Consider the following 19302-nt stretch of genomic DNA (forward strand, 5'->3'; position numbering starts at 1 on the left):
CGCCGCTGTCGAGACCGCGCCTTCGCCTGCCCCGTTTTTATATTATTGTAATCCTGTCATACAATCTCTTGACGGTCAATATCGTGGCCGTTATGGTCCAGGCATCAACGGCGAAGGGTGGCAGCTGCCTGCAAACCGGGCGCCCGGCGACAACAAATAAGAAATGGGGGACATAGATGACGACTCGCCCCGAGTTCCAGACGGAGCTCTTTGAAAAAGGCCTGAAAGTGCGGCGGGAGGTTCTTGGCGACGCCTATGTCGACCGCTCCCTCAATTCCGTCGACGACCTGACGGCGCCGCTGCAGAAACTGGTGACGGAATGGTGCTGGGGCGAGATCTGGAATCGCCCGGGGCTGGAGCGCAAGACGCGCAGTTTCCTCAACCTCGCCATGCTGACCGCGCTCAATCGCCCGCACGAAATCAAGATCCACGTCCGCGGCGCGCTGAACAACGGCGTCACCAAGGAAGAGATCGTCGAAGTCATCCTGCAGGCCGCCATCTATTGCGGCGTGCCGGCCGCGCTCGACTGCATGCGCGTCGCCGCAGAAGTGATCCGGGAGCAAGAATAGCCGAACATTTCCGCCTGACGGCGCCTCACATATCTGCCTTATCTTAAAATATCCGAAGGGGAACACGCGTATGACAAACACGCAAAGGCAATTCAAATCGGCGACGGAGCACCGTCTGAAGACGGGTGCCGAATTCAAGGAGTCGCTGATCGACGGCCGCCAGATCTGGGTTGGCGGCAAGCAGATCGAAAAAGTGACGGACGAGCCGGCGCTCGCCGCCGGTGTCGATCTCCTCGCATCGATGTTCGACGACCAGTTCACCGACGAGCACGCCGAAGCCACGACCTATTACGACGAAGCGGCCAAGGCCGTCGTCAGCCGCGCCTGGCAGATCCCGCGCACCAAGGAAGAGCTGGTGGATCGCCGCAAGATGATCGAATACACCAGCCTGAAGACCGGCGGCACCTTCGGCCGCCCACCGGATCTGGCGCCGGCCATCGCCGTCGGCCTCTATGCCCACCTGCCGACCTTCAAGCGCAAGAAGTCGCTGATCGACGGCATCGATCCGGATTTCGCCGAAAACATCGAGCGTTACGTCGAATACGGCCGCGACAACAACCTGACGGCCTCCGAAAGCCTTGCCGGCCCGCAGTCCGACCGCTCTTCACCGAAGGCTTCGGAAGCCTCGCTTCTCAAGGTCAAGAGCGTCGAGAAGGACGGCATCCGCATCTACGGCGCCAAGACGGTCGGTTCGATCGCGGCGCAGGCCAAGGAAATCTTCTTCACCAACCTCGGCGGCATCCAGGAAACACCGGCGGATGCCTGCATCTGGGGTTCGATCCCGGTCAATTCCGACGGCATCAAGCTGATCTCTCGCGAGATGGTGTCGCAGCCAGGTTCGGAAAAATTCGACCATCCTATCGCCTCGATGGGCGAAGAGGCCGACCAGTTCATCATCTTCGACAACGTCTTCGTTCCGAAGGACCGCATCTTCAACCTCGGCGATCCGACGGCGATGCAGTATTACGGCCCGGTCTGCATTTTCGCGCACTGGCACGTTTTGACGCGCCTTGCCGTCAAGGCGGAACTGTTCGTCGGCGCCGGCCAGCTGGTGCTCGACTATCTCGGCACCGGCAAGATCCCGGCCGTGCAGCTGATGCTCGGCGAACTGATCGAATACCAGCAGGCGCTGCGCGCCTTCGTGCTGGCGGCGGAAGCGCTTGCCAAGCCGACCGAAGGCGGCGTGATGGCGCCCGATGCCGGCATGCTGACGGCAGGCCGCCTCTACTCGATCCAGCATTATCCGCGCATCATCCACATCCTGCAGGAAATGTGCGGCCAGGGCCTCGTCATGCGCTTCGGCAAGAAGGCATACGATAATCCGGAGATCGGCCACTACCTGCACGACCTGCTGCCCGGCCACGGCGTTTCCGCCATGGTCAAGGAACAGCTGATGAACTTCATCTGGGACATGACGTCAGGCGCGCTTGCCGGCCGTGTCGCCCTGTTTGAAAACGTCAATGCCAGCCCGGCCCCGCGCCTGCGCGCCCGTCTCTACGAAGAGATCAAGCGCAACGAGTTCACCGGCCAGGTCAAGAAGCTCGCCGGCATCGAATAAGCCGGCCTTCATCGGCAAGGCGGGCGCCCCTCAGGGCGCCTGCCGACATCCTGAATCTGGCCGTCTCGCCCCGGATCGGGGCAGGCGCCGCCAGCTATTGCTGGGGACATCTCCCATGGCCGATATCCAATCCACCCTCGATGCCTTTTATATGGCCTACGCCGAGCGCGATGCGGCCAAGGCAGGCGCGCTCTATCCGGACGACGGCTGGCACGAGGAAGTCGCGATGAGCAAACGCAGGACGGGACGGGACGCGGTGGTCGAAGGCCTCGCCGGTTTCTTCCGCATGCTGCCGGACGTCACCTGGAGCGAAGAACAGCGCATTCTTTCCGGCCAGCAGGCGGCTGTGCTCTACACGATGTGCGGCACCTTTACGCCACGCCCGAAAGAGGGCGCGGAAGCGCCGCAGCCGAAGACCGTGGTGCTAAAAGGCTTGCATCTCTTCGAATTTTCCGATGACGGCTTGATCGGCACCAAGGATCTCTGGAACCTCGACAGCTTCAAACAACAGATTGCGTGACGAACGATGGCCGCTTTCGATTTCACCCGATACGACGCGCTGGGACTGGCCGGGCTGATCCGCCGGAAGGAGATTTCGGCGGAAGAGCTGCTCGATGCAACGATCGCGCGGATCGAGGCGCTGAACCCGAAGCTCAATGCCGTCGTGCACGCGCATTTCGACCTCGCCCGCAAGGCGATTGCCGACGGCCTGCCGGACGGTGCCTTCACCGGCGTGCCGTTCCTGATCAAGAATACCGGTTTCGAGGTGGACGGCATGATCCTCTCCACCGGCTCGGAACTACACCGGAACACGATATCCAGGCGCGACGGAACGCTGGCGGCGCGCTACAAGGCCGGCGGCCTCGTCATCCTCGGCAAGTCCAATACGCCGGAATTCGCCCTCAGCTTCACCACCGAATCCGATGCTTTCGGGCCGGTGCATAACCCATGGGACTTGACGCGCACGGCCGGCGGTTCTTCCGGCGGCTCGACGGCGGCCGTTGCGGCCGGCCTCGTTCCTTTCGCCAACAGTTCCGATGGCGCCGGCTCGACGCGCCTGCCGGCATCCCATTGCGGCCTGTTCGGATTCAAGCCGACCCGCATGCGCAATCCGCTCGGCCCCATCGCCGTCGAGGCCATTGCCGGCATGTCGACACCGCACGCGGTCTCCTGGTCGGTCCGCGACAACGCCGCCCTTCTGGACGTTTCGGCCGGCGCCGATATCGGCGATCCCTATGCCGCACCGGCGGAGGAGGGCACCTACCTCGCCAGCCTCGCCACCCCGCCAAAAGGCCTGCGCATCGGCATGACGCTGACGGCGCCGACCGGAACAGCGATCGATCCACAAGTGCTGGCAGCGGTTCGCGACAAAGCGAAAAAGCTGGAAGACCTCGGCCATCATGTCGAGGACGTGGCCGATGCCGGTTATGACGGCCATGCGCTGATGAAAGCCTGGCGGATCATCGCGGGCGTCAGTGCCGCGACCGGCGTCAGCTTCAGCCAGCAGCCGGGTGGGCCGGATCCGATCGAGAAGATCGAACCGGTCAACCAGGAATGGGTGCGCGAAGGCCGTGCCCGCTCCGGCATCGAATATATGTGGGCAATCAACCAGCTGCATGCGACGGCACGCGCGCTCGGCCGCTTCTTTGCCCGCTACGACATCCTGCTCAGCCCCGTCGCCGACACGCCGGCGCCAAAACTCGGCGAACTGGCCGGCCGCGGCAGGGGCCTTGACGAATTCTTCGCCCGCTTCTGGAGCCATGGCCCGTTTACCGCCGTCTTCAACGCGTCGGGTTGCCCGGCAATGAGCGTGCCGCTCGCCATGAGCGATGACGGCCTGCCGATCGGCATCCATTTCGGCGCGGCATTCGGGCGGGATGCGTTGCTGTTTTCGCTGGCGGCGCAGCTTGAACAGGCATTTCCGTGGTTCGACCGCCGCCCGTCGGCGCCGTTCGGCCACGTAGCATAAGGAGGCGGACCATGGCCGCGACAGCGCAGATCCTCGAACTTTCCGCCCGCGACATCGCCCGAAAAGTCGGCAATGGCGATCTCTCCGCCGTCGATGTCACGACGGCCTTCCTCGATCACATCGAGGCGACCGACGGGCCGATCATGGCATGGCAACATCTGGCGCGCGACAATGCGCTGGTCCATGCCCGCGGCGTCGACAAGGCTGCAACCAGGGGAACGCTTGCCGGCGTGCCCGTCGGCGTCAAGGATGTCATCGACACGGCCGACATGCCGACCGGTTACGGTTCGCAGGTCTATGACGGCTTCCGCCCGGCCTGGGATGCGCCCTGCGTCACCATCGCCCGCAGCGCCGGCGGTGTCGTGCTCGGCAAGACGGTCTCGACCGAATTCGCGATGATGAACCCGAACAAGACACGCAACCCGCACAATACGGCCCACACGCCCGGCGGTTCGTCCAGCGGTTCCTGCGCCGCGGTCGCCGCCGGCCATGCCCGGCTCGCCTTCGGAACCCAGACTTCGGGTTCCGTTGTTCGGCCCGCCTCCTTCTGCGGCGTGGTCGGCTTCAAGCCGACCTTCGGCCTGTTGAACCGCACCGCCGTAAAAGTCCTGTGCGACAATCTCGACACGCTCGGCATCATCACCCGCGATGTCCGGGATGCGGCCTGGTGCACGGCCGCCATCGCCGACAATCCGGGGTTCGTCGTCGACGAGGCGGCGAGCAAGCCGACAGTCGGGATTTTCCGGACATCGCGCTGGAACCAGGCCGAAGCGTCGTCGCAACAGGCGGTGGAAACAACCGCCGACCTGCTGTCGAAAACCGGGGCGACCGTGAAGGAAATCGCCGTACCGGACTGGTTCGACGAGATCTTCGCCCTGCAGGATGCCATCATGGGCTGGGAAGTGACGCAGTCGCTGGCCTATGAGCGCAAACACCTTTCGCCACAGCTCGGCGCCGCCACCCGGCAGATGATGCACGACAAATCGCTGACGACAATCGATGAATATATGGATGCGCGCCGCCGCCTGCCGGAAATTCGCAACCGCTTCGAAGCCCTGCTCGACGGGTTCGATGCGCTGATTACGCCGTCCGCCCCCGGCGAGGCGCCCGAAGGCATGCCGACCGGCGATCCCTTATTCAACCGCGCCTGGACCGTGCTGCACAGCCCATGCCTCAGCGTGCCCGCCACCACAGGCCCGAGAGGCCTTCCGGTCGGCGTGCAGGTGGTGGGGCGGCGATACGACGACCGACGCACGCTTGCGGTGGCGGCAGCCGTCGAGGATGCGTGGAAGCAGGAAAGGGGCAATGCATGAACGCCGCGCAAATTTCACCCGACCTTGCCGCGCCTGATCTCGTTGACGATTTCAAGGCGGCGATGCGGCTTCTGGCAGCCAGCGTCACCATCATCACCGCCGGCCAGAAGGAGGCCCGCCGCGGCTTGACGGCCACGGCCGTCTGCAGCCTGTCGATGACGCCGCCGAGCATGCTGGTCTGCGTCAACCGTCTCGGCGAGGCGCATGCGGCGATCACCTCGACCGGCGCCTTCTGCGTCAACATCCTTGCCGAAACCGACGAAGAGATCGCCAAGCGTTTTGCCGGCCATGGCGGCGCGGTGGGTCAGGACAAATTCCTCAATGCCGACTGGCTGGAGCTGGCGACCGGCTCGCCGGCGCTCGACAGCGCGCTGGTCAACATCGACTGCGTCGTTTCGGAGGTGACGCAGACGGAGAGCCATTCGGTGTTTTTCGGCGCCGTCAGGAAGGTGCGGCTCAATCCGGCCAAGCGGCCGCTGCTGCACTTCAACCGCAATTTCTTTTCACTGCCGGGCCAGGACGACGCCTGATCCGGTGCGCAATTAAAAACAAGGGAACAAAACGATGGCGATTAGCGATGCAGCATTGATGATGGCGTGGAAAGAGGTTCTCGCCATGTGCAACCTCAAGGCCGGCGAACAGCTGACTATCCTGACCTCGGACGATTCCAACCAGCAGATCGCCGGCATGGCGCGGCTCGCCGCCGCCGACATGGGCGCCGTCGTCACCAACCTCAACCTGGCGCCGATGAACGGCGAGAAGGCGATCTCGCGCGACAAGTCCGGCTATATCGGCAAGACCGCGCTGGAACACAACAAGGCGGCGCTCGCCTGCCTCAAGGCCAGCGACTTCGTCATCGACACGCTGCAGCTTCTGTTCTCCAAGGAGCAGGAGGAAATCCTCAAGACCGGCGCCCGCATGCTGCTTGCCGTCGAGCCGCCGGAAATCATGCTGCGCATGCTGCCGAAGCCGGAAGACAAGGCGCGGGTACTGGCCGGCGCCAAGAAGCTCGGCGCGGCGAAGAAGATGACCGTCACCTCGAAGGCCGGCACGGATTTCGAATGCGACCTCGGCCAGTATCCGGTGCTGACGCAATACGGCCTTGCCGACGAGCCGGGCCGCTGGGACCACTGGCCGAGCTGCTTCGTCGCCACCTGGCCGACCGAGAAGACCGCCAACGGCACCATCGTCATCGAGGAAGGCGATATCCTGCTGCCGATGAAGATGTATGCCCGCAGCCCGGTGACCTTCACCGTCGAGAACGGCTACGTCACCAAGATCGACGGCGGTTTCGACGCCGAGTTCCTGCGTCGCTTCATGGATTCCTTCGACGATCCGGAGGCCTATGCCATGGCGCATGTCGGCTGGGGCCTGCACACCCGCGCCCACTGGACCGTGCTCGGCCTCACCAACCCGGAAGCCCAGCTCGGCATGGATGCCCGGTCGTTTGCCGGCAACTTCCTGTTCTCCACCGGCCCGAACACCGAAGCCGGCGGCACGCGCGACGTGCCCTGCCATCTCGACATTCCGCTGCGCAACTGCTCGCTGTCGCTCGACGGCGAGGCGATGACCAAGGACGGCAAGGTGGTCCCGGCCGACCAGCGGTAAGGCGGGCGAGATGAGCGAAAAACATTTCGACGTGGTCGTGGTCGGCGGCGGTTCGGCGGGCTCGGTGCTCGCCGCGCGGCTCTCCGAAAACGCCGGCCGGCGGGTGGCGCTGATCGAGGCCGGCGTCGCGCCGACCGACCCGGATATCGCCAAGCCCGCCATGTGGCCCTTCATCCAGGGCCGCGACTACGACTGGGCCTACGAGACCGTGCCGCAGGCCGGCACGGCAAACCGCATCCACCCCTGGCCACGTGGCCGGGTGCTGGGCGGATCGAGCTGCCTGCACGCCATGGCGCATGTGCGCGGCCATCCCGATGATTTTGCCGTCTGGGCCGAGGCGACCGGTTCCGACCGCTGGTCCTATGAGGGGCTGCTGCCGGGCTTTTTGCGCAGCGAACGGTTTTCCGGCGGTGCATCCGAATTGCACGGCGGCGACGGGCCGCTGCCGGTCTGGCTGCCGGACGACGAGGTCAATCCCGTCGTCCGCGCCTATATCGCCGCCGGACACGAGCGCGGCGTGCCGGCCCTGCCGGATCACAACGGCCGGAACCTGAACGGCACATCCCCGAATTCGCTGACCATCCGCGACGGCAAACGCGTCAGCGCCGCCGATGCCTATCTGACCGACGACGTGCGGGCGCGGCCCAACCTCACCATCCTGACCGGCGCCTCGGTGCATCGGTTGGTGATCGACGGCAACCGGGTGACCGGCCTTGCCGTCACGCGGGACGGCAAGGACGAAACGATCACCGGCGACGAGATCATCCTCTCCACGGGATCGGTGGCCACACCCTTACTGTTGATGCGCTCCGGCTTCGGTGATCCCGACGTCCTGCGTCGGGCGGGCGTCGATTGCCGCCTGTCACGGCCGGAGATCGGTAAAAACCTGCACGATCACCTGCTCGGCGCCGGCAACGTCTACCGGTCAAGCCAGGCCGTGCCGCCGACAAAGCTGCAGCATTCCGAATCCCTGATGTACCTGAATGCCGCCGATATCACCGAAGCGAAAGGCGCACCCGACATCGTGCTCGGCTGCGTGACCGGACCTTCGGTTTCGGAAAGTTTTGCCGCCGTGACACCCGGCTTTGCCTACACCTTCCTGTTCGGCGTCACCCATCCGACGAGCCGGGGCCATCTTGCGATCAGCGGGCCGGATCTTCAGGACAGGCCGGTGATCGACCCCGCCTACCTGCAGACGGATCACGATCGCATTACCTTCCGCCGGGCGCTTGGCGTTGCCCGCGACATCGGCAGTGCGCAAGCCTTGGCAGGGTGGAAAGCCGAGGAACTGCTGCCGGGGCCAGGCGTCAAGACAACCGCCGAGATCGACGATTTTATCGCCAAGGCGGTCATCACCCATCACCACCCGGTCGGCACCTGCCGGATGGGCAGCGACGGCGATGCCATCGTCGATGCCGACCTGCGGTTCAACGGTCTGGATAACCTATCGATCGTCGATGCCTCGGTGATCCCGACCATCACGTCAGGGCCGGTGCATGCCGCCGTGCTGGCGATTGCGGAAACCTTTGCGGCCGGCCGGCGCTGATCAGGGCGCCGGCAACCTTTCCTCCTGAAGCCAGTCGAGCGCGATCGGCCAGAGCGTGTCCTCGAAGCGGCCATGGAAGAAGGCGAAGTGGCCGATGTCCGGATGACCGGTCCGGGCGGGATCCAGCCGGCGGTGATGTTTCTTCGCCGCCGGAAAACAATCAAGCATCCGGTCGATCGCGACCGGCGTGCCAAAAGGATCGTCGCTGGCGCCAACCGCCAGAATCGGTGCTGTGACGGCTGCAAACTGCCGGCGGATCGCCTCGGCGGAGACGGCATCCCCACGGCTGAGCGACTGATCGAAGTGTCGCCCCATGCGGCTCCAGTCGCGCACCACGCCGGCCGGCACGTCTTCGAGCCAGCCGAGCCGCTTGCCGGGAAAATAGCCAAAGAGGGCGGTCAAGAGCGGCATGACCAGGTGCCAGCGCAAAATCATGGGGACCCAAAACTCGCTGGCATAGTCGCGCCAATGGGCATATTGCGCTCCGACCGAAAAAATGCGGCGGATGCCGCCGTTTGATGGCGCCAACCCAATGAGCACACCGCCGATGGAATGGGCGACGACATCCACCGGTTGGCCGGGAAAATGGCGGGAAACACATGTCAGGATCGCCTCGAAATCATACGCTCCCCAATCCCTCCAACCGGCTGCAAAACCGCGCAGCGACCCCGGCCGGCTTTCGCCGATGCCGCGATAATCGTAAGTGACGACGTCCATGCCGTTGCGGAACAGGTAGTCGGCGAAACGGAAATAATAGCGGCACCGCACCGCCGTCGCCGGATTGATGATCACCACCGGGCGGCCGGGTTCAGGGTGGTCGTGCCGCCACAGAAAACCCCGTACCGGCATGCCATCAGCAGCAGCGGTGGAAAAGGCGGTGGTCGGTGCGAACGACGGACGCGGGACGGCTGCCCAAGACGTGGGTATGGCGGCAATCTGCCGGGAATGCCTGAGCAAGCTTCGATACAACATCGGTGTCCACATCGCCGGGTTCGTCTCCATCGGTGACGCGATGGTGGCGTGCGGCGGCGGCGAGGACAAATGAGGCTTTCTCGCGCCGTGATGAGTTCTTCTCAGTTGCAAGCAACGATGAAGGGGCCGAGCCGCCACTATCCGCGGCCGGCTGTCACCTGCTGCGCTGCGGCGATCTGCGCCATCAGCCAGGCGCGGACATTCTTCAGCCGACGGTCGCGCTCCAATGCGGGCGGATAAACGAGATAATAGCTGCTGCCATGGATCATCGTGTGACCGAACACCATCTTCAGCCGCCCGGCCGTGATGTCGAAAGCCGCCATTTCGGCGCCGGCCAGCGTGACGCCCGCACCGTCGATGGCAGCCCGCAGGCCAAGCCCGGCGGAATCGACGATGACGACGGAGGCCGGCGTGATCGGGCCGCCGGACAACGTCGCGTTCCATTCCAGAAAATTCGGATGGCGATTGCGGGAAACGAAAAGATGGGTACGGGCAAGCTGTCGGCGCGACGCCGCCTCGTCATCGGGCAAGAGGCCGGGCGGACCAAGCAGAGCATCGTTTTCGGTGAACAGCTTGTGGGCGACAAGGCCTGGCCAGACGCCCTTGCCGTAGCGGATCGCGGCATCATGGGTGCCGGTACCGAGTTCGACCATCTCCTGCGTCGTCGAGATCAGCAATTCGTACCCCGGCCGTTCGAACGGATAGGAGGCAAGCCGCGGCGACAGCCATTGCACCGCAAAAGTTGGCAGCACGCTCACGCGCAGCGGGCCGCTCTTGCCTTCGCTCTTCAGCTTGCCGACGGCTGTGGTGATACGGGAAAAGCCGGCGGTCAGATCGGGCGCCAGCGCTTCGCCGGCCGATGTCAGCTCCAGCCGCTGGCCGTTACGGCGCAGAAGCTCGACGCCGAGGCTTTCCTCCAGTTGCCGCAGCTGGTGGCTGACCGCCGAGGGCGTGACACCAAGCTCTTCCGCCGCCGGACGGATGCCAAGATGCCGGGCGACGGCTTCGAAAGCGCGCAGCGCATTCAGGGGCACGGGCAAAGGCGGCATGGTTTGGTCTCCTCAACGCATCTATAGCGGCGGCGAGGAGAGGGCGGAAGCTGCAGTTTTGCCCGGCAGGTCTATCGGCGGCCATCCGGCCGGGTGAGGATGAATGTCGCGCTGCAGAGCATGACGGCGGCCAGCAGGATGGCGGCCAGCGGCCCCGGCTGGCGCGCAAACCAGAAGACGGCATAACTCGCCGCCATCAAAACACAGGCGGTGATCTTCGCCTTGCGATTGATCGCGCCGCGCTCCCGCCAGTCCCTGAGCGGCGGGCCGAAGATGCGATGCGACAGGAGCCAGGCCTCGAGGCGGGGCGAGGAGCGGGCAAAAAGCCAGGCGGCCAGCAACAGGAACGGCGTTGTCGGCAATACGGGCAGGAAGGCCCCGACAATGCCCACACCCACCATGATCCAGCCGAGACAGAGGTAAAGCAAACGCATGACAGCGGTCCGGGTGTTTCCCTAGAGCATTTCCAGCTGAAGCGAATTCGCTTCAGCGTCGGACAATGCGGTAAAAACAAGAAACTGGAGCCTTTCCGGTGAACAGGAGTTAACCGGAAAGGCTCCAGGCTCGACCGCCGCGCCGCGCGCTTTGGCAGGCTTATTGAATCGTTGCCGGATAACCGGCGTCGTCGAGAGCCTTAGCGATTTTGTCGGCGCCCGCAAGCGTTTCGATGGAAACGGTCTGGCGGTCGAGATCGGCATCCACCTTGGCTGCCGCGTCGATTTCCTTGACAGCCTTGGTGATCGCGCCGACGCAATGGCCGCAGGACATGTCGGGGACGGAAAATTTCAGCATGATGTGCTCCTGAGATTTCGATGCTGTCGGTATGCACCTTCCAGCGACTGGAAGGTCAATCGAAATCTTTTCTCCCGTGCTACTTCGCCGAGGAAAGCTCCTGGATGAACATGCTAAACAGCTCGGACTGGCTGGAGATATTCAGCTTCTGGTGAATGTTCTTGCGGTGGATCTTCACCGTGCCCGCGGTGATCTTGAGCTTTTCGGAGATCGAGGCGTTCGAGTGCCCGCGCAGGATCAGCGAGGTGATCTCGATTTCCCGCGGCGTCAGGATGCCGTCGGTCATGCGGTTCAGCGTTTCGTTGATCGGGCTTTGCGGCGATGACAGGCGTTCGGGGATGCCGGATGCCGGATCGTCGCGTCGCCAGTGCCGCTCGCCGAGCACACGCAGCAGCGGTTCGGCGTCACGCACCGACGCGAGCTCGCGCCGGCCAAAGGCGGGTGCCGTCGTCGGGCGGGTAAAGCTCACCACCACGGCCGCCCAGTTGGCCGGACGGCAGACGAAGCCGATTTCGTCGCGGATGCCGGTGCGGACATAGTGCTGCTTGTAATATTCCGAACTGTAGAAATGGTCGGGCGCCATGTCCTTGAGCCGCCGAAGGCCGCCGACCTTCTTGTCCATGGCCGCACCATAAAAGGGATCCAGAAGATAGGGACCGGAGACATAGGCATCAACGACAGTACGGGCGCGATGTTCGTCGATATTGTGATAGCAGCACACCGGCTTGCCCGGCCCATCATAACCGAAGACCATCAGGATATCGAAATCGATGATCGTTTTCAGCGCCGTTTCCAGGCGCCGCGGAAAATCATGCGTTCCGATGGTATCCACGGCTGCTGCGACCGCGCTGTTCCACGCGGCAAATCCCCTGTCCAATGATTGTCCTTCCGCCAATTCCTCAAAGCTTTATCTGCGGGACCGCATATGCTTCTATCCCCTTCGGGATATTTCCATGTCTGGGCAGCCCGCCTAGGCTCTAATCCGATACTGAGATGAGAGCCATGCCGAAATCAAGCGATCCGTCCAAAACCTTCGAAACAAAGCTCCAGGAAATCGGTGCCCGCACCGTGCATATCGGCATGGTCGATCCGGAAGGCGAGTTCCGCGACAAGCTCGTCTCGGCGGAAAAAGCCGCCAAGCTGGCCAAGGGCGGTTATCCCTTCTGCGAGGTGCTGTATTTCTGGGATATCGCCGAAAGCACCTATCGTGACGGCTCCTTCGTCGACCGCCCGGCGACGATTTTTGCCGATAGCGTCCGCCGCTATCCCTTCGCCGAAAACACCGCATTGTGCCTGGCCGATTTCAGCGGCGAGTTCGGCCGCCGGTCGCCGCGCAACGTCTGCCTTGCCCAGCTTGAGCAGGCTGCGGATCTCGGCTTCGACGTCCATTCCGCCTTCGAATTCGAGTTCTTCGTCTTCGACGAAACGGCCGAAAGCATGCGGGCGAAACAATATCGCGACCTGACGCACTTCGCCCAGGGCAACCGCACCTATTCGCTGCAGACCTCCGCCCTCTACGGCGACCTGCTGCAGGGCCTCGATGCGACGATGGCGACCATGGACGTCAAGCTCGACGCGATCCACACCGAACTCGGCCCCGGCTGCTTCGAAGCGCCGCTGGTGCATGCGCAAGGCATCAAGTCGGCCGACGATGCGATGCTGTTCAAGAATTTCGCCCGCGCCTATTTTGCCCGCAACAACAAGACGGTGAGCTTCATGTCGAAGCTGTCGCCGAAACTGTCCGGGCAATCGGGGCACCTGCATCTTTCGCTGCGCGACAAGGCCGGTAACGCCGTTTTCGCCGACCCCTCCGCGCCGGACGGATTGAGCCAGACCGCCCGCCATTTCCTTGGCGGCCTGTTGAAATACATGCCGGAACTGCTGGCGATGTGCTCCTCGACGGTCAATGCCTACAAGCGGCTGGTGCCGGGCGCCTGGGCGCCGACCGCCGCCAACTGGGGCGTGCAGAACCGGACGGCTGCGGTTCGCGTCATCAACGATACGCCGGAAGCGACACGCATCGAATTCCGCGTCCCCTCGGCCGACACCAATCCCTATCTGGCGCTGTCGATGCTTCTCGGCTCAGGCCTTGCCGGCATTCGCGAAGCAATCGAGCCGCCAGCGAGCAGCGGGGAAGATTTCTACGCCGCCAAGCCCGCGCCGGAAGCCGTTTTCCCGCGTGATCTTCATGAAGCGTCGGCGCGGCTTCGGGCCAGCACCTTCGCCCGCACGACATTCGGCGAGGATTTCGTCGAGAGCTTCGCGGAAAGCCGCGATGTGGAATACGCAGAATACCAGAGACAGGTCAGTGAGTGGGAGATCAGGCGTTATCTGGGCGTTGTCTGATCCACCCCGGACGATAGAAAATCAGGAGAAAGGAAGAAAAATGAAAAAGGGAACAGCAGGTATCGGCAACACATTCGGCAGCGTCGGCCGCCGCTCCGTGCTCAAGGGCATGGGCGGGCTCGGCCTCGCCGCGGTCGCCGGCAACTTCCTGGCGTCGCGTGATGCCAAGGCGGCCGAGAGCCTCAACTACATGTGCTGGGAGGGTTACAACACCCCCAGCATTCTCGAGCCCTTCCAGAAGCAGAAGGACGCGTCGATCTCCATCGACCTGATCACCGATTCCGCCGGCGGTTTCGCCAAGCTGGCAGCCGGTGCCTCGCGCGATTTCGACCTCGTTTCGTCCGATAGCCCGTGGATCCAGCGCATGGGTCCGGCCGGCTTCTGCCGCTTTATCGAAGAGGCGGATTTCGCCGAACAGTTTGCGGAATTTTATCCGCAGTTCCGCGCCCCCTTCGCGCCGCTGCAGTTCGACGGCAAGGCGACCGGCCTGCCGACGCGCTGGGGCTGGGTCGGCCCGACCGTCAACACCAAGTTCGACAAGCTGGAGACCTGGTCCAGCTATGCGCCTGTCTTCGATAGCGCCTACAAGGACAAGATTTGCCTGCTCGATTGGGGTGACTGGCCAATCATGCCGCTCGCGCTCTATGCCGGCGTCAACCCTTACGAAGAACTCGACCAGGCGGCCCTCGACGAAGTCCGCAAGGTTCTTCGCGCCGCCTTCAAGAACACCCGTGCCATCGTCGCCGACCTGGCGATTGCCCAGAAGGGCCTGATCGACGGTTCGTTCCGCGCGCTCATCGGCGGCGGCACCTACGCCACCTCCGCCCTGCGCCTGAAGGGTCACGACTACATCCAGTCGATCGTGCCCGAGCCGAAGAACGGCCTGAAACAGGGCATCATCTGGATGGAAGCGACCGGCCTCATCGACAACGGCAAGAATTCGCAGATCGCTGCAGACTTCCTGAAGTATATCGTCTCTCCGGAAGTCGCAAAGCAGCTTGCCATTACCGAAGCCACCTGCAACCTCGTGCCGAACAGCAAGGCCGAAGCCCTGTTCTCCGACGCGGAGAAGAAGGCGCTGCAGATGGACTACATGTGGACGGCCTGGGACAACAGCCAGTTCCACACCGCCGCGCCGAATATCGACGATATGCTGGCGATCTGGCAGGAAGAACTTGCCGCCCGCTAATCGGGTGTGAAATGCTGCTGCGACGGGCCGCCGAAGGGCCGGCCCGTCCTGTTCTATTTCTGTATTCAGGTATTAAGGAAGCTGAGCTTGGTAGGCCCCATTATCGATGCCGCCGACATTGTGAAAGACTATGGATCGGCGCGTGCCCTGCACGGCGTCTCCCTGGAAGTCGGAGCAGGCGAATTTCTGGCGCTGGTTGGACCATCCGGCTGCGGCAAGACGACACTTCTGAAGATCCTGGCCGGTTTCGAGGAGCCGACCGGCGGCCGTCTGGAAATTCAAGGCAAGGATATGCGTGGCGTGCCCGCCGCCAACCGCCCGACCCGGATGGTTTTCCAGAAGCTGGCATTGTTTCCGCACAAGACCGTTGCCGAAAACATCGGCTTCCCCCTCAAGCTGCAGAAGATCGAAAAATCGGAATCGGACAGCCGTGTCCGCGCCATGCTCGACCTGATGCATCTCAAACCGGAATATCTTGAGCGTTATCCGGCACAGCTTTCCGGCGGCGAGCAGCAGCGCGTGGCGCTGGCACGCGCCCTCGTGTCCCAACCGGGCGTGCTGCTTCTCGACGAGCCGATGAGCGCGCTGGATGCCAAGCTCAAGAAATCGCTGCAGGCGGAGCTGAAGAAGCTGCACCGCGAGATCGGCACCAGCTTCGTGCTGGTTACCCACGATCTTGAAGAGGCGATGATGCTTGCCGACCGCATCTGCGTCATGCGCAGCGGCCATGTCGTGCAGATCGGCACGCCTGCCGACATCTATTACCGCCCGGCCAACATGTTCGTCGCCGGCTTTATCGGCGAAACCAACTTCCTGCCGGTTTCCGTCGAAAAAACCGCTACGGGTGCGACAGTTACCTCTCCGCTGGTTGCCGGCGCGTCTGCCGAAATTCCGGCCGACTACGTCTCGCCCTCCCTGTCGGCATCCGGCACCGCGCTTCTGGTCAGGCCGGAAAGCACGCGTTTCGTCACCGAAACGGCATCCCCCGGCGAATGGGTGCTGGAAGGAGAAGTCGAGGAATATTTTATCAAGGGCGCCTCGACTCAGTACCGCATTCGGGTTCCCGGCCTGTCCGCCGCCGTCGTCATGGACCTGCCCGGCTCGATCGTGCTCCCGGCCCGCGTCGGCGAAAAGGTCCGCGTCGGCTTCTTCCCCGCTCACGCCTTCCTTCTGTCGGAGTGAGCATGAAGATCGAACAGAAATCCTGGAAAGATCCGGTCCTCATCGCCATGGTCGCGCCACTGGCGATCGTCATGGTGGTCTTCTTCCTCATCCCGCTGTTGATGACGGCGGTGCTGACCTTCCAGACGACGCAGTACTACCGTCTGTCCTGGACCTGGAACCTGAAGATCTGGACCGAGGTCTTTTCCAAGCCGCATTACTGGACGATCATGCTGCGCACGGTCGGCATGGCGGTTGTCTGCGTTCTTCTCTGCGTGCTGATCGCCTATCCCGCCGCCTATGCCATGGCGACCCGTCTCAAGACCTACAAGACGCAGATCCAGATCCTGATCATCTTCGCCTTCCTGACCGATGCCGTGCTCAAGACGTTCGGCTGGATCCTCATCCTCGACAAGAACGGGGTGGCGAACTGGCTGCTGATGCATGTCGGCTTTCCGCCGGAAATGCTCAACCTGCTGTTCACGCCCGCCGGCACGATGATCGGCATGGTCTACAATCTCGTCACCTATCCGATGTTCACCATCTATCTTTCCCTGGTGCGCATCGATCGCGATCTCGTACTGGCCGCCTATGACGCCGGCGCCTCGCGGCTGCGTACCTTTTTCGAGGTCACCTTGCCGCTGTCGCGCCCGGGCCTGTATTCCGGTGCGGTGCTGGTGTTCGTGCTCAGCCTCGGCGCCTTCCTCGAACCCCGCGTTCTCGGCGGCGGCACCGCGCCGCTGGCCTCGGAACTGATCCGCCAGAGTTTCGAAACCCGCGTGAACTGGCCGCTGGGAGCGGCGCTCACCCTCGTGCTCATCGCCATCGGCGCATTGACCCTCGTGCTCTCCGCAGCCCTGACCATGCGCCGCCGGACAAACGAAGGGAGACCCGCATGATGTCGCCGCGCTTCAAGGATATCGTCCTCGACACCGTGCTCATCGGCAGCGTCCTGGCATTGCTGTTGTTCTTCTACGCGCCGATCATCACGCTCGTTGCCTTTTCCTTCACATCCAGCCGGGTGCTGACCCTGCCGATCGAAGGTTTTTCGCTGGCCTGGTATAGCGAGTTGATCAGCCGCCCGGATTTCTTCCCGGCGGTCATCAACTCCGCCGTGGTCGCCGCCATTTCTATGGTTTTCGCCACGGCTTTCGGCACGGCCGGCGCGGTCGCCTGGATCCGCTATCGTTTTCGCCTGCAATCGGCCTTCCGCGCCGTCACCTTCGCGCCGCTTCTGTTTCCCCAGCTGCTGCTCGGCGTCGTCATGCTCCTGTGGTTTTCGGTGCTCGGCAACTGGCTCGGCTTTTCCACCGGGCTTGCAACGGTGATCATCGGCCATGTGGTCTACATCACGCCGTTCGCCCTCGTCATCGTCGCGGTCCAAGTCTATGGCTTCGACGACACGCTGGAGGATGCCGCCCGCGATGCGGGTGCCAACGGCTGGGAAGTGTTTCGCGAGATCACCTTTCCGCTGCTGTGGCCGGGGATTTTTTCCGCCGCTATCTTCGCCTTCCTGCTCTCCTGGGGCAATTTCTACGTCTCCTATTCGCTGGCGGGCACGGCGCGGACGCTGCCGATCTTCGTTTACAGCGGTATCGCCGTCGGCTCTTCGCCGATCTATCCGGCGCTGGCGACCCTCAACCTCGTTCCCGCCCTGCTGCTTGTCGTGACCGCCGAGGTGCTACGCCGCCGCGCCCTGAAACGCCAGTCGGCATCCCTTCCGTCTTCCTGACACATCAAGAGTTTACCCATGCCCATCGATACGCTTGCCACCACCAGCAACTGGAGCTTTCCAACCGCCGTCCGTTTCGGCAACGGCCGCATCTCGGGCCTTGCCGAGATGGTGCGCGAACTCGGCGCCAGCCGTCCGCTCGTCATCACCGATGCCGGCCTGAAGGATCTTTTCCCGGTTCAGCGGACGCTGGAGGTCTTGAAAGCCGGCGGACTGCATGTAGGCCTGTTCTGGAACGTCAAGCCCAACCCGACCGGCCAGAACGTCGCCGACGGCGTCGAGGCCTTCGTCAGCGGCGACCATGACCTCGTCGTCGCCATTGGCGGCGGCAGCGCGCTGGATGCGGCCAAGGCCGTTGCCTTCATGGCCCGCCAGACGATCCCGATGTGGGACCTGGAGGACATCGGCGACAACTGGACGCGCGCCGATACCGGCAGCCTCGTGCCGGTCATCGCCATCCCGACGACCGCCGGCACCGGTTCGGAACTGGGCCGCTCGTCGGTGATCACCCACGACACGGAAAAGCGCAAGGTCATCGTCTTCCATCCGAAGATGATGCCGAACATCGTGGTGATGGACCCGGAACTGACCACCGGCCTGCCGGCCCACATCACCGCCGCGACCGGCATGGACGCCCTGTCACATGCGCTCGAGGCCTTCAGCGCGCCGTCATTCCACCCGATGGCCGAAGGCATCGCGCTCAACGCCCTGCGCCTGATCAAGCGGTGGCTGCCGCTCGCCGTGCACGAGGGCAACAATCTGGAAGCCCGCGGCCAGATGCTGATCGCCTCCGGCATGGGCTGCGTCGCGCTGCAGAAGGGCTTGGGCGCCATCCATGCGCTCGCCCATCCGCTCGGCGCGCTCTATGATGCGCATCACGGCCTGCTCAACGCCGTGCTGATGCCCTACGTCGTCGAATTCAATACTCCGGCGATTGCCGACAAGCTCGGGCTGCTGGCTCGCTTCCTCGACCTGCCGCGCCACGACGCAGACGGCGTCGTCGACTGGATCCTGGACCTGCGCCGCGATCTGTCGATCCCGGAGAAGCTTTCGGGCATGGGCCTGACCGACATCGATGCCGACAAGGTGGCAACGATGGGCGTGGTCGATCCCTGCGCCGGGGGCAATCCGGTGGCGCTTGACGAGGCCGGCCTGAAATCCATCCTTGCGGCGGCTTCCGGGAAGTAAGCCGCTCAAAGCCGGGCATGGCGGGCAAAGTCCAACGCCAATGCTTCCGCAACGGAGCTTCATCTGTGTAATTGAGCGGGCGCGAAACTGTCGCGCCCGCTTTTTTTCCAAGCCGTTTCCACACACGCGACGTCATCCTCGGTCTTGAGCCGAGGATCCAACCACATCAATAGGTTGGCAGATCCTCGGCTCAAGGCCGAGGATGACGGATGGTGAATGTCGCGACCTTTTCCAGCAGTCTTCGCCTTGGAAAATGACCCTTCCGCTCCCTTCCAAATTCGCCCTGCACGTAATTACCCCGTTGACACGA

The 19302-nt window shown here is 63.4% G+C and carries 20 protein-coding genes; 15 read left to right on the forward strand and 5 right to left on the reverse strand.

The genetic code is table 11. The features are described from left to right. The first annotated feature begins 176 nt into the window (after positions 1–176). From ACSQ3I_RS13830 to ACSQ3I_RS13865, 8 genes are all read left to right on the forward strand, one after another. A complete protein-coding gene (locus ACSQ3I_RS13830) occupies positions 177–569 on the forward strand; it encodes a carboxymuconolactone decarboxylase family protein (protein ID WP_435999766.1) in 393 nt (130 codons plus the stop codon). 70 nt (positions 570–639) lie between these two features. After that, positions 640–2127, forward strand: a complete 1488-nt coding sequence (locus tag ACSQ3I_RS13835) for a 4-hydroxyphenylacetate 3-hydroxylase N-terminal domain-containing protein (RefSeq protein ID WP_435999768.1) — start codon at positions 640–642, stop codon at positions 2125–2127. Between the two features lie 115 nt (positions 2128–2242). Beyond that, the gene (locus tag ACSQ3I_RS13840) at positions 2243–2647 is read left to right on the forward strand and encodes a nuclear transport factor 2 family protein (protein WP_435999770.1); all 405 of its coding nucleotides are present in this window, start codon (positions 2243–2245) and stop codon (positions 2645–2647) included. A gap of 6 nt (positions 2648–2653) precedes the next feature. Then, on the forward strand, positions 2654–4096 hold the full coding sequence (locus ACSQ3I_RS13845) for an amidase (protein WP_435999772.1): 1443 nt from the start codon (positions 2654–2656) through the stop codon (positions 4094–4096). An 11-nt stretch (positions 4097–4107) separates the two neighbouring features. Continuing rightward, positions 4108–5409: an amidase gene (locus tag ACSQ3I_RS13850; protein ID WP_435999774.1), complete on the forward strand. Its 1302-nt coding sequence runs from the start codon at positions 4108–4110 to the stop codon at positions 5407–5409. Continuing rightward, positions 5406–5939, forward strand: a complete 534-nt coding sequence (locus ACSQ3I_RS13855) for a flavin reductase family protein (RefSeq protein ID WP_435999776.1) — start codon at positions 5406–5408, stop codon at positions 5937–5939. Before ACSQ3I_RS13850 ends, ACSQ3I_RS13855 begins: the two co-directional genes overlap by 4 nt. A 34-nt stretch (positions 5940–5973) precedes the next feature. Next, positions 5974–7017, forward strand: coding sequence for a 2,5-dihydroxypyridine 5,6-dioxygenase (locus ACSQ3I_RS13860; protein WP_435999778.1), 1044 nt, complete (start codon positions 5974–5976; stop codon positions 7015–7017). A 10-nt stretch (positions 7018–7027) separates the two neighbouring features. Next, positions 7028–8563, forward strand: a complete 1536-nt coding sequence (locus ACSQ3I_RS13865) for a GMC family oxidoreductase (protein ID WP_435999779.1) — start codon at positions 7028–7030, stop codon at positions 8561–8563. On the opposite strand, the gene ACSQ3I_RS13870 is transcribed toward ACSQ3I_RS13865, so the two are convergent. Further along, positions 8564–9412 carry an alpha/beta hydrolase family protein gene (locus tag ACSQ3I_RS13870; protein WP_435999780.1) on the reverse strand — a complete coding sequence of 283 codons (849 nt, stop codon included), beginning with the start codon at positions 9410–9412 and terminating at the stop codon, positions 8564–8566. On the opposite strand from ACSQ3I_RS13870, the gene ACSQ3I_RS13875 reads away from it, so the two are divergent. Then, complete coding sequence (locus ACSQ3I_RS13875; RefSeq protein WP_435999781.1) at positions 9411–9608, forward strand: hypothetical protein; 198 nt, start codon at positions 9411–9413, stop codon at positions 9606–9608. The genes ACSQ3I_RS13870 and ACSQ3I_RS13875 overlap by 2 nt on opposite strands. Before the next feature lie 64 nt (positions 9609–9672). Here ACSQ3I_RS13875 and ACSQ3I_RS13880 read toward each other — a convergent pair whose 3' ends face one another. From ACSQ3I_RS13880 to ACSQ3I_RS13895, 4 genes are all read right to left on the reverse strand, one after another. Further along, positions 9673–10584 carry a LysR substrate-binding domain-containing protein gene (locus ACSQ3I_RS13880; protein ID WP_435999782.1) on the reverse strand — a complete coding sequence of 304 codons (912 nt, stop codon included), beginning with the start codon at positions 10582–10584 and terminating at the stop codon, positions 9673–9675. A 71-nt stretch (positions 10585–10655) separates the two neighbouring features. Beyond that, positions 10656–11018 (reverse strand): YbaN family protein, encoded by a 363-nt coding sequence (locus tag ACSQ3I_RS13885; RefSeq protein ID WP_435999783.1) that lies wholly within the window; start codon positions 11016–11018, stop codon positions 10656–10658. A gap of 160 nt (positions 11019–11178) precedes the next feature. After that, a complete protein-coding gene (locus ACSQ3I_RS13890; protein WP_435999785.1) occupies positions 11179–11376 on the reverse strand; it encodes a heavy-metal-associated domain-containing protein in 198 nt (65 codons plus the stop codon). Between the two features lie 79 nt (positions 11377–11455). Beyond that, the gene (locus ACSQ3I_RS13895; RefSeq protein WP_435999787.1) at positions 11456–12253 is read right to left on the reverse strand and encodes a helix-turn-helix transcriptional regulator; all 798 of its coding nucleotides are present in this window, start codon (positions 12251–12253) and stop codon (positions 11456–11458) included. Between the two features lie 125 nt (positions 12254–12378). On the opposite strand from ACSQ3I_RS13895, the gene ACSQ3I_RS13900 reads away from it, so the two are divergent. The 6 genes from ACSQ3I_RS13900 to ACSQ3I_RS13925 all read left to right on the forward strand — a co-directional run bounded on the left by ACSQ3I_RS13900 (position 12379) and on the right by ACSQ3I_RS13925 (position 18992). Beyond that, positions 12379–13722: a glutamine synthetase family protein gene (locus ACSQ3I_RS13900; RefSeq protein WP_435999789.1), complete on the forward strand. Its 1344-nt coding sequence runs from the start codon at positions 12379–12381 to the stop codon at positions 13720–13722. Between the two features lie 40 nt (positions 13723–13762). Further along, positions 13763–14911 carry an ABC transporter substrate-binding protein gene (locus ACSQ3I_RS13905; RefSeq protein ID WP_435999791.1) on the forward strand — a complete coding sequence of 383 codons (1149 nt, stop codon included), beginning with the start codon at positions 13763–13765 and terminating at the stop codon, positions 14909–14911. Positions 14912–14998: 87 nt separating this feature from the next. Further along, a complete protein-coding gene (locus ACSQ3I_RS13910; RefSeq protein WP_435999792.1) occupies positions 14999–16093 on the forward strand; it encodes an ABC transporter ATP-binding protein in 1095 nt (364 codons plus the stop codon). 2 nt (positions 16094–16095) lie between these two features. Continuing rightward, positions 16096–16971, forward strand: coding sequence for an ABC transporter permease (locus tag ACSQ3I_RS13915; protein ID WP_435999793.1), 876 nt, complete (start codon positions 16096–16098; stop codon positions 16969–16971). Beyond that, entirely contained in the window at positions 16968–17804 is an 837-nt protein-coding gene (locus ACSQ3I_RS13920; RefSeq protein ID WP_435999795.1) for an ABC transporter permease, read from the forward strand. Before ACSQ3I_RS13915 ends, ACSQ3I_RS13920 begins: the two co-directional genes overlap by 4 nt. Positions 17805–17822: 18 nt before the next feature. Next, positions 17823–18992, forward strand: coding sequence for an iron-containing alcohol dehydrogenase (locus ACSQ3I_RS13925; RefSeq protein WP_435999797.1), 1170 nt, complete (start codon positions 17823–17825; stop codon positions 18990–18992). The last annotated feature ends 310 nt before the right edge of the window (positions 18993–19302 follow it).

The organism is Rhizobium sp. LjRoot30 (genome assembly GCF_964253915.1).
GTDB lineage: Bacteria > Pseudomonadota > Alphaproteobacteria > Rhizobiales > Rhizobiaceae > Metarhizobium.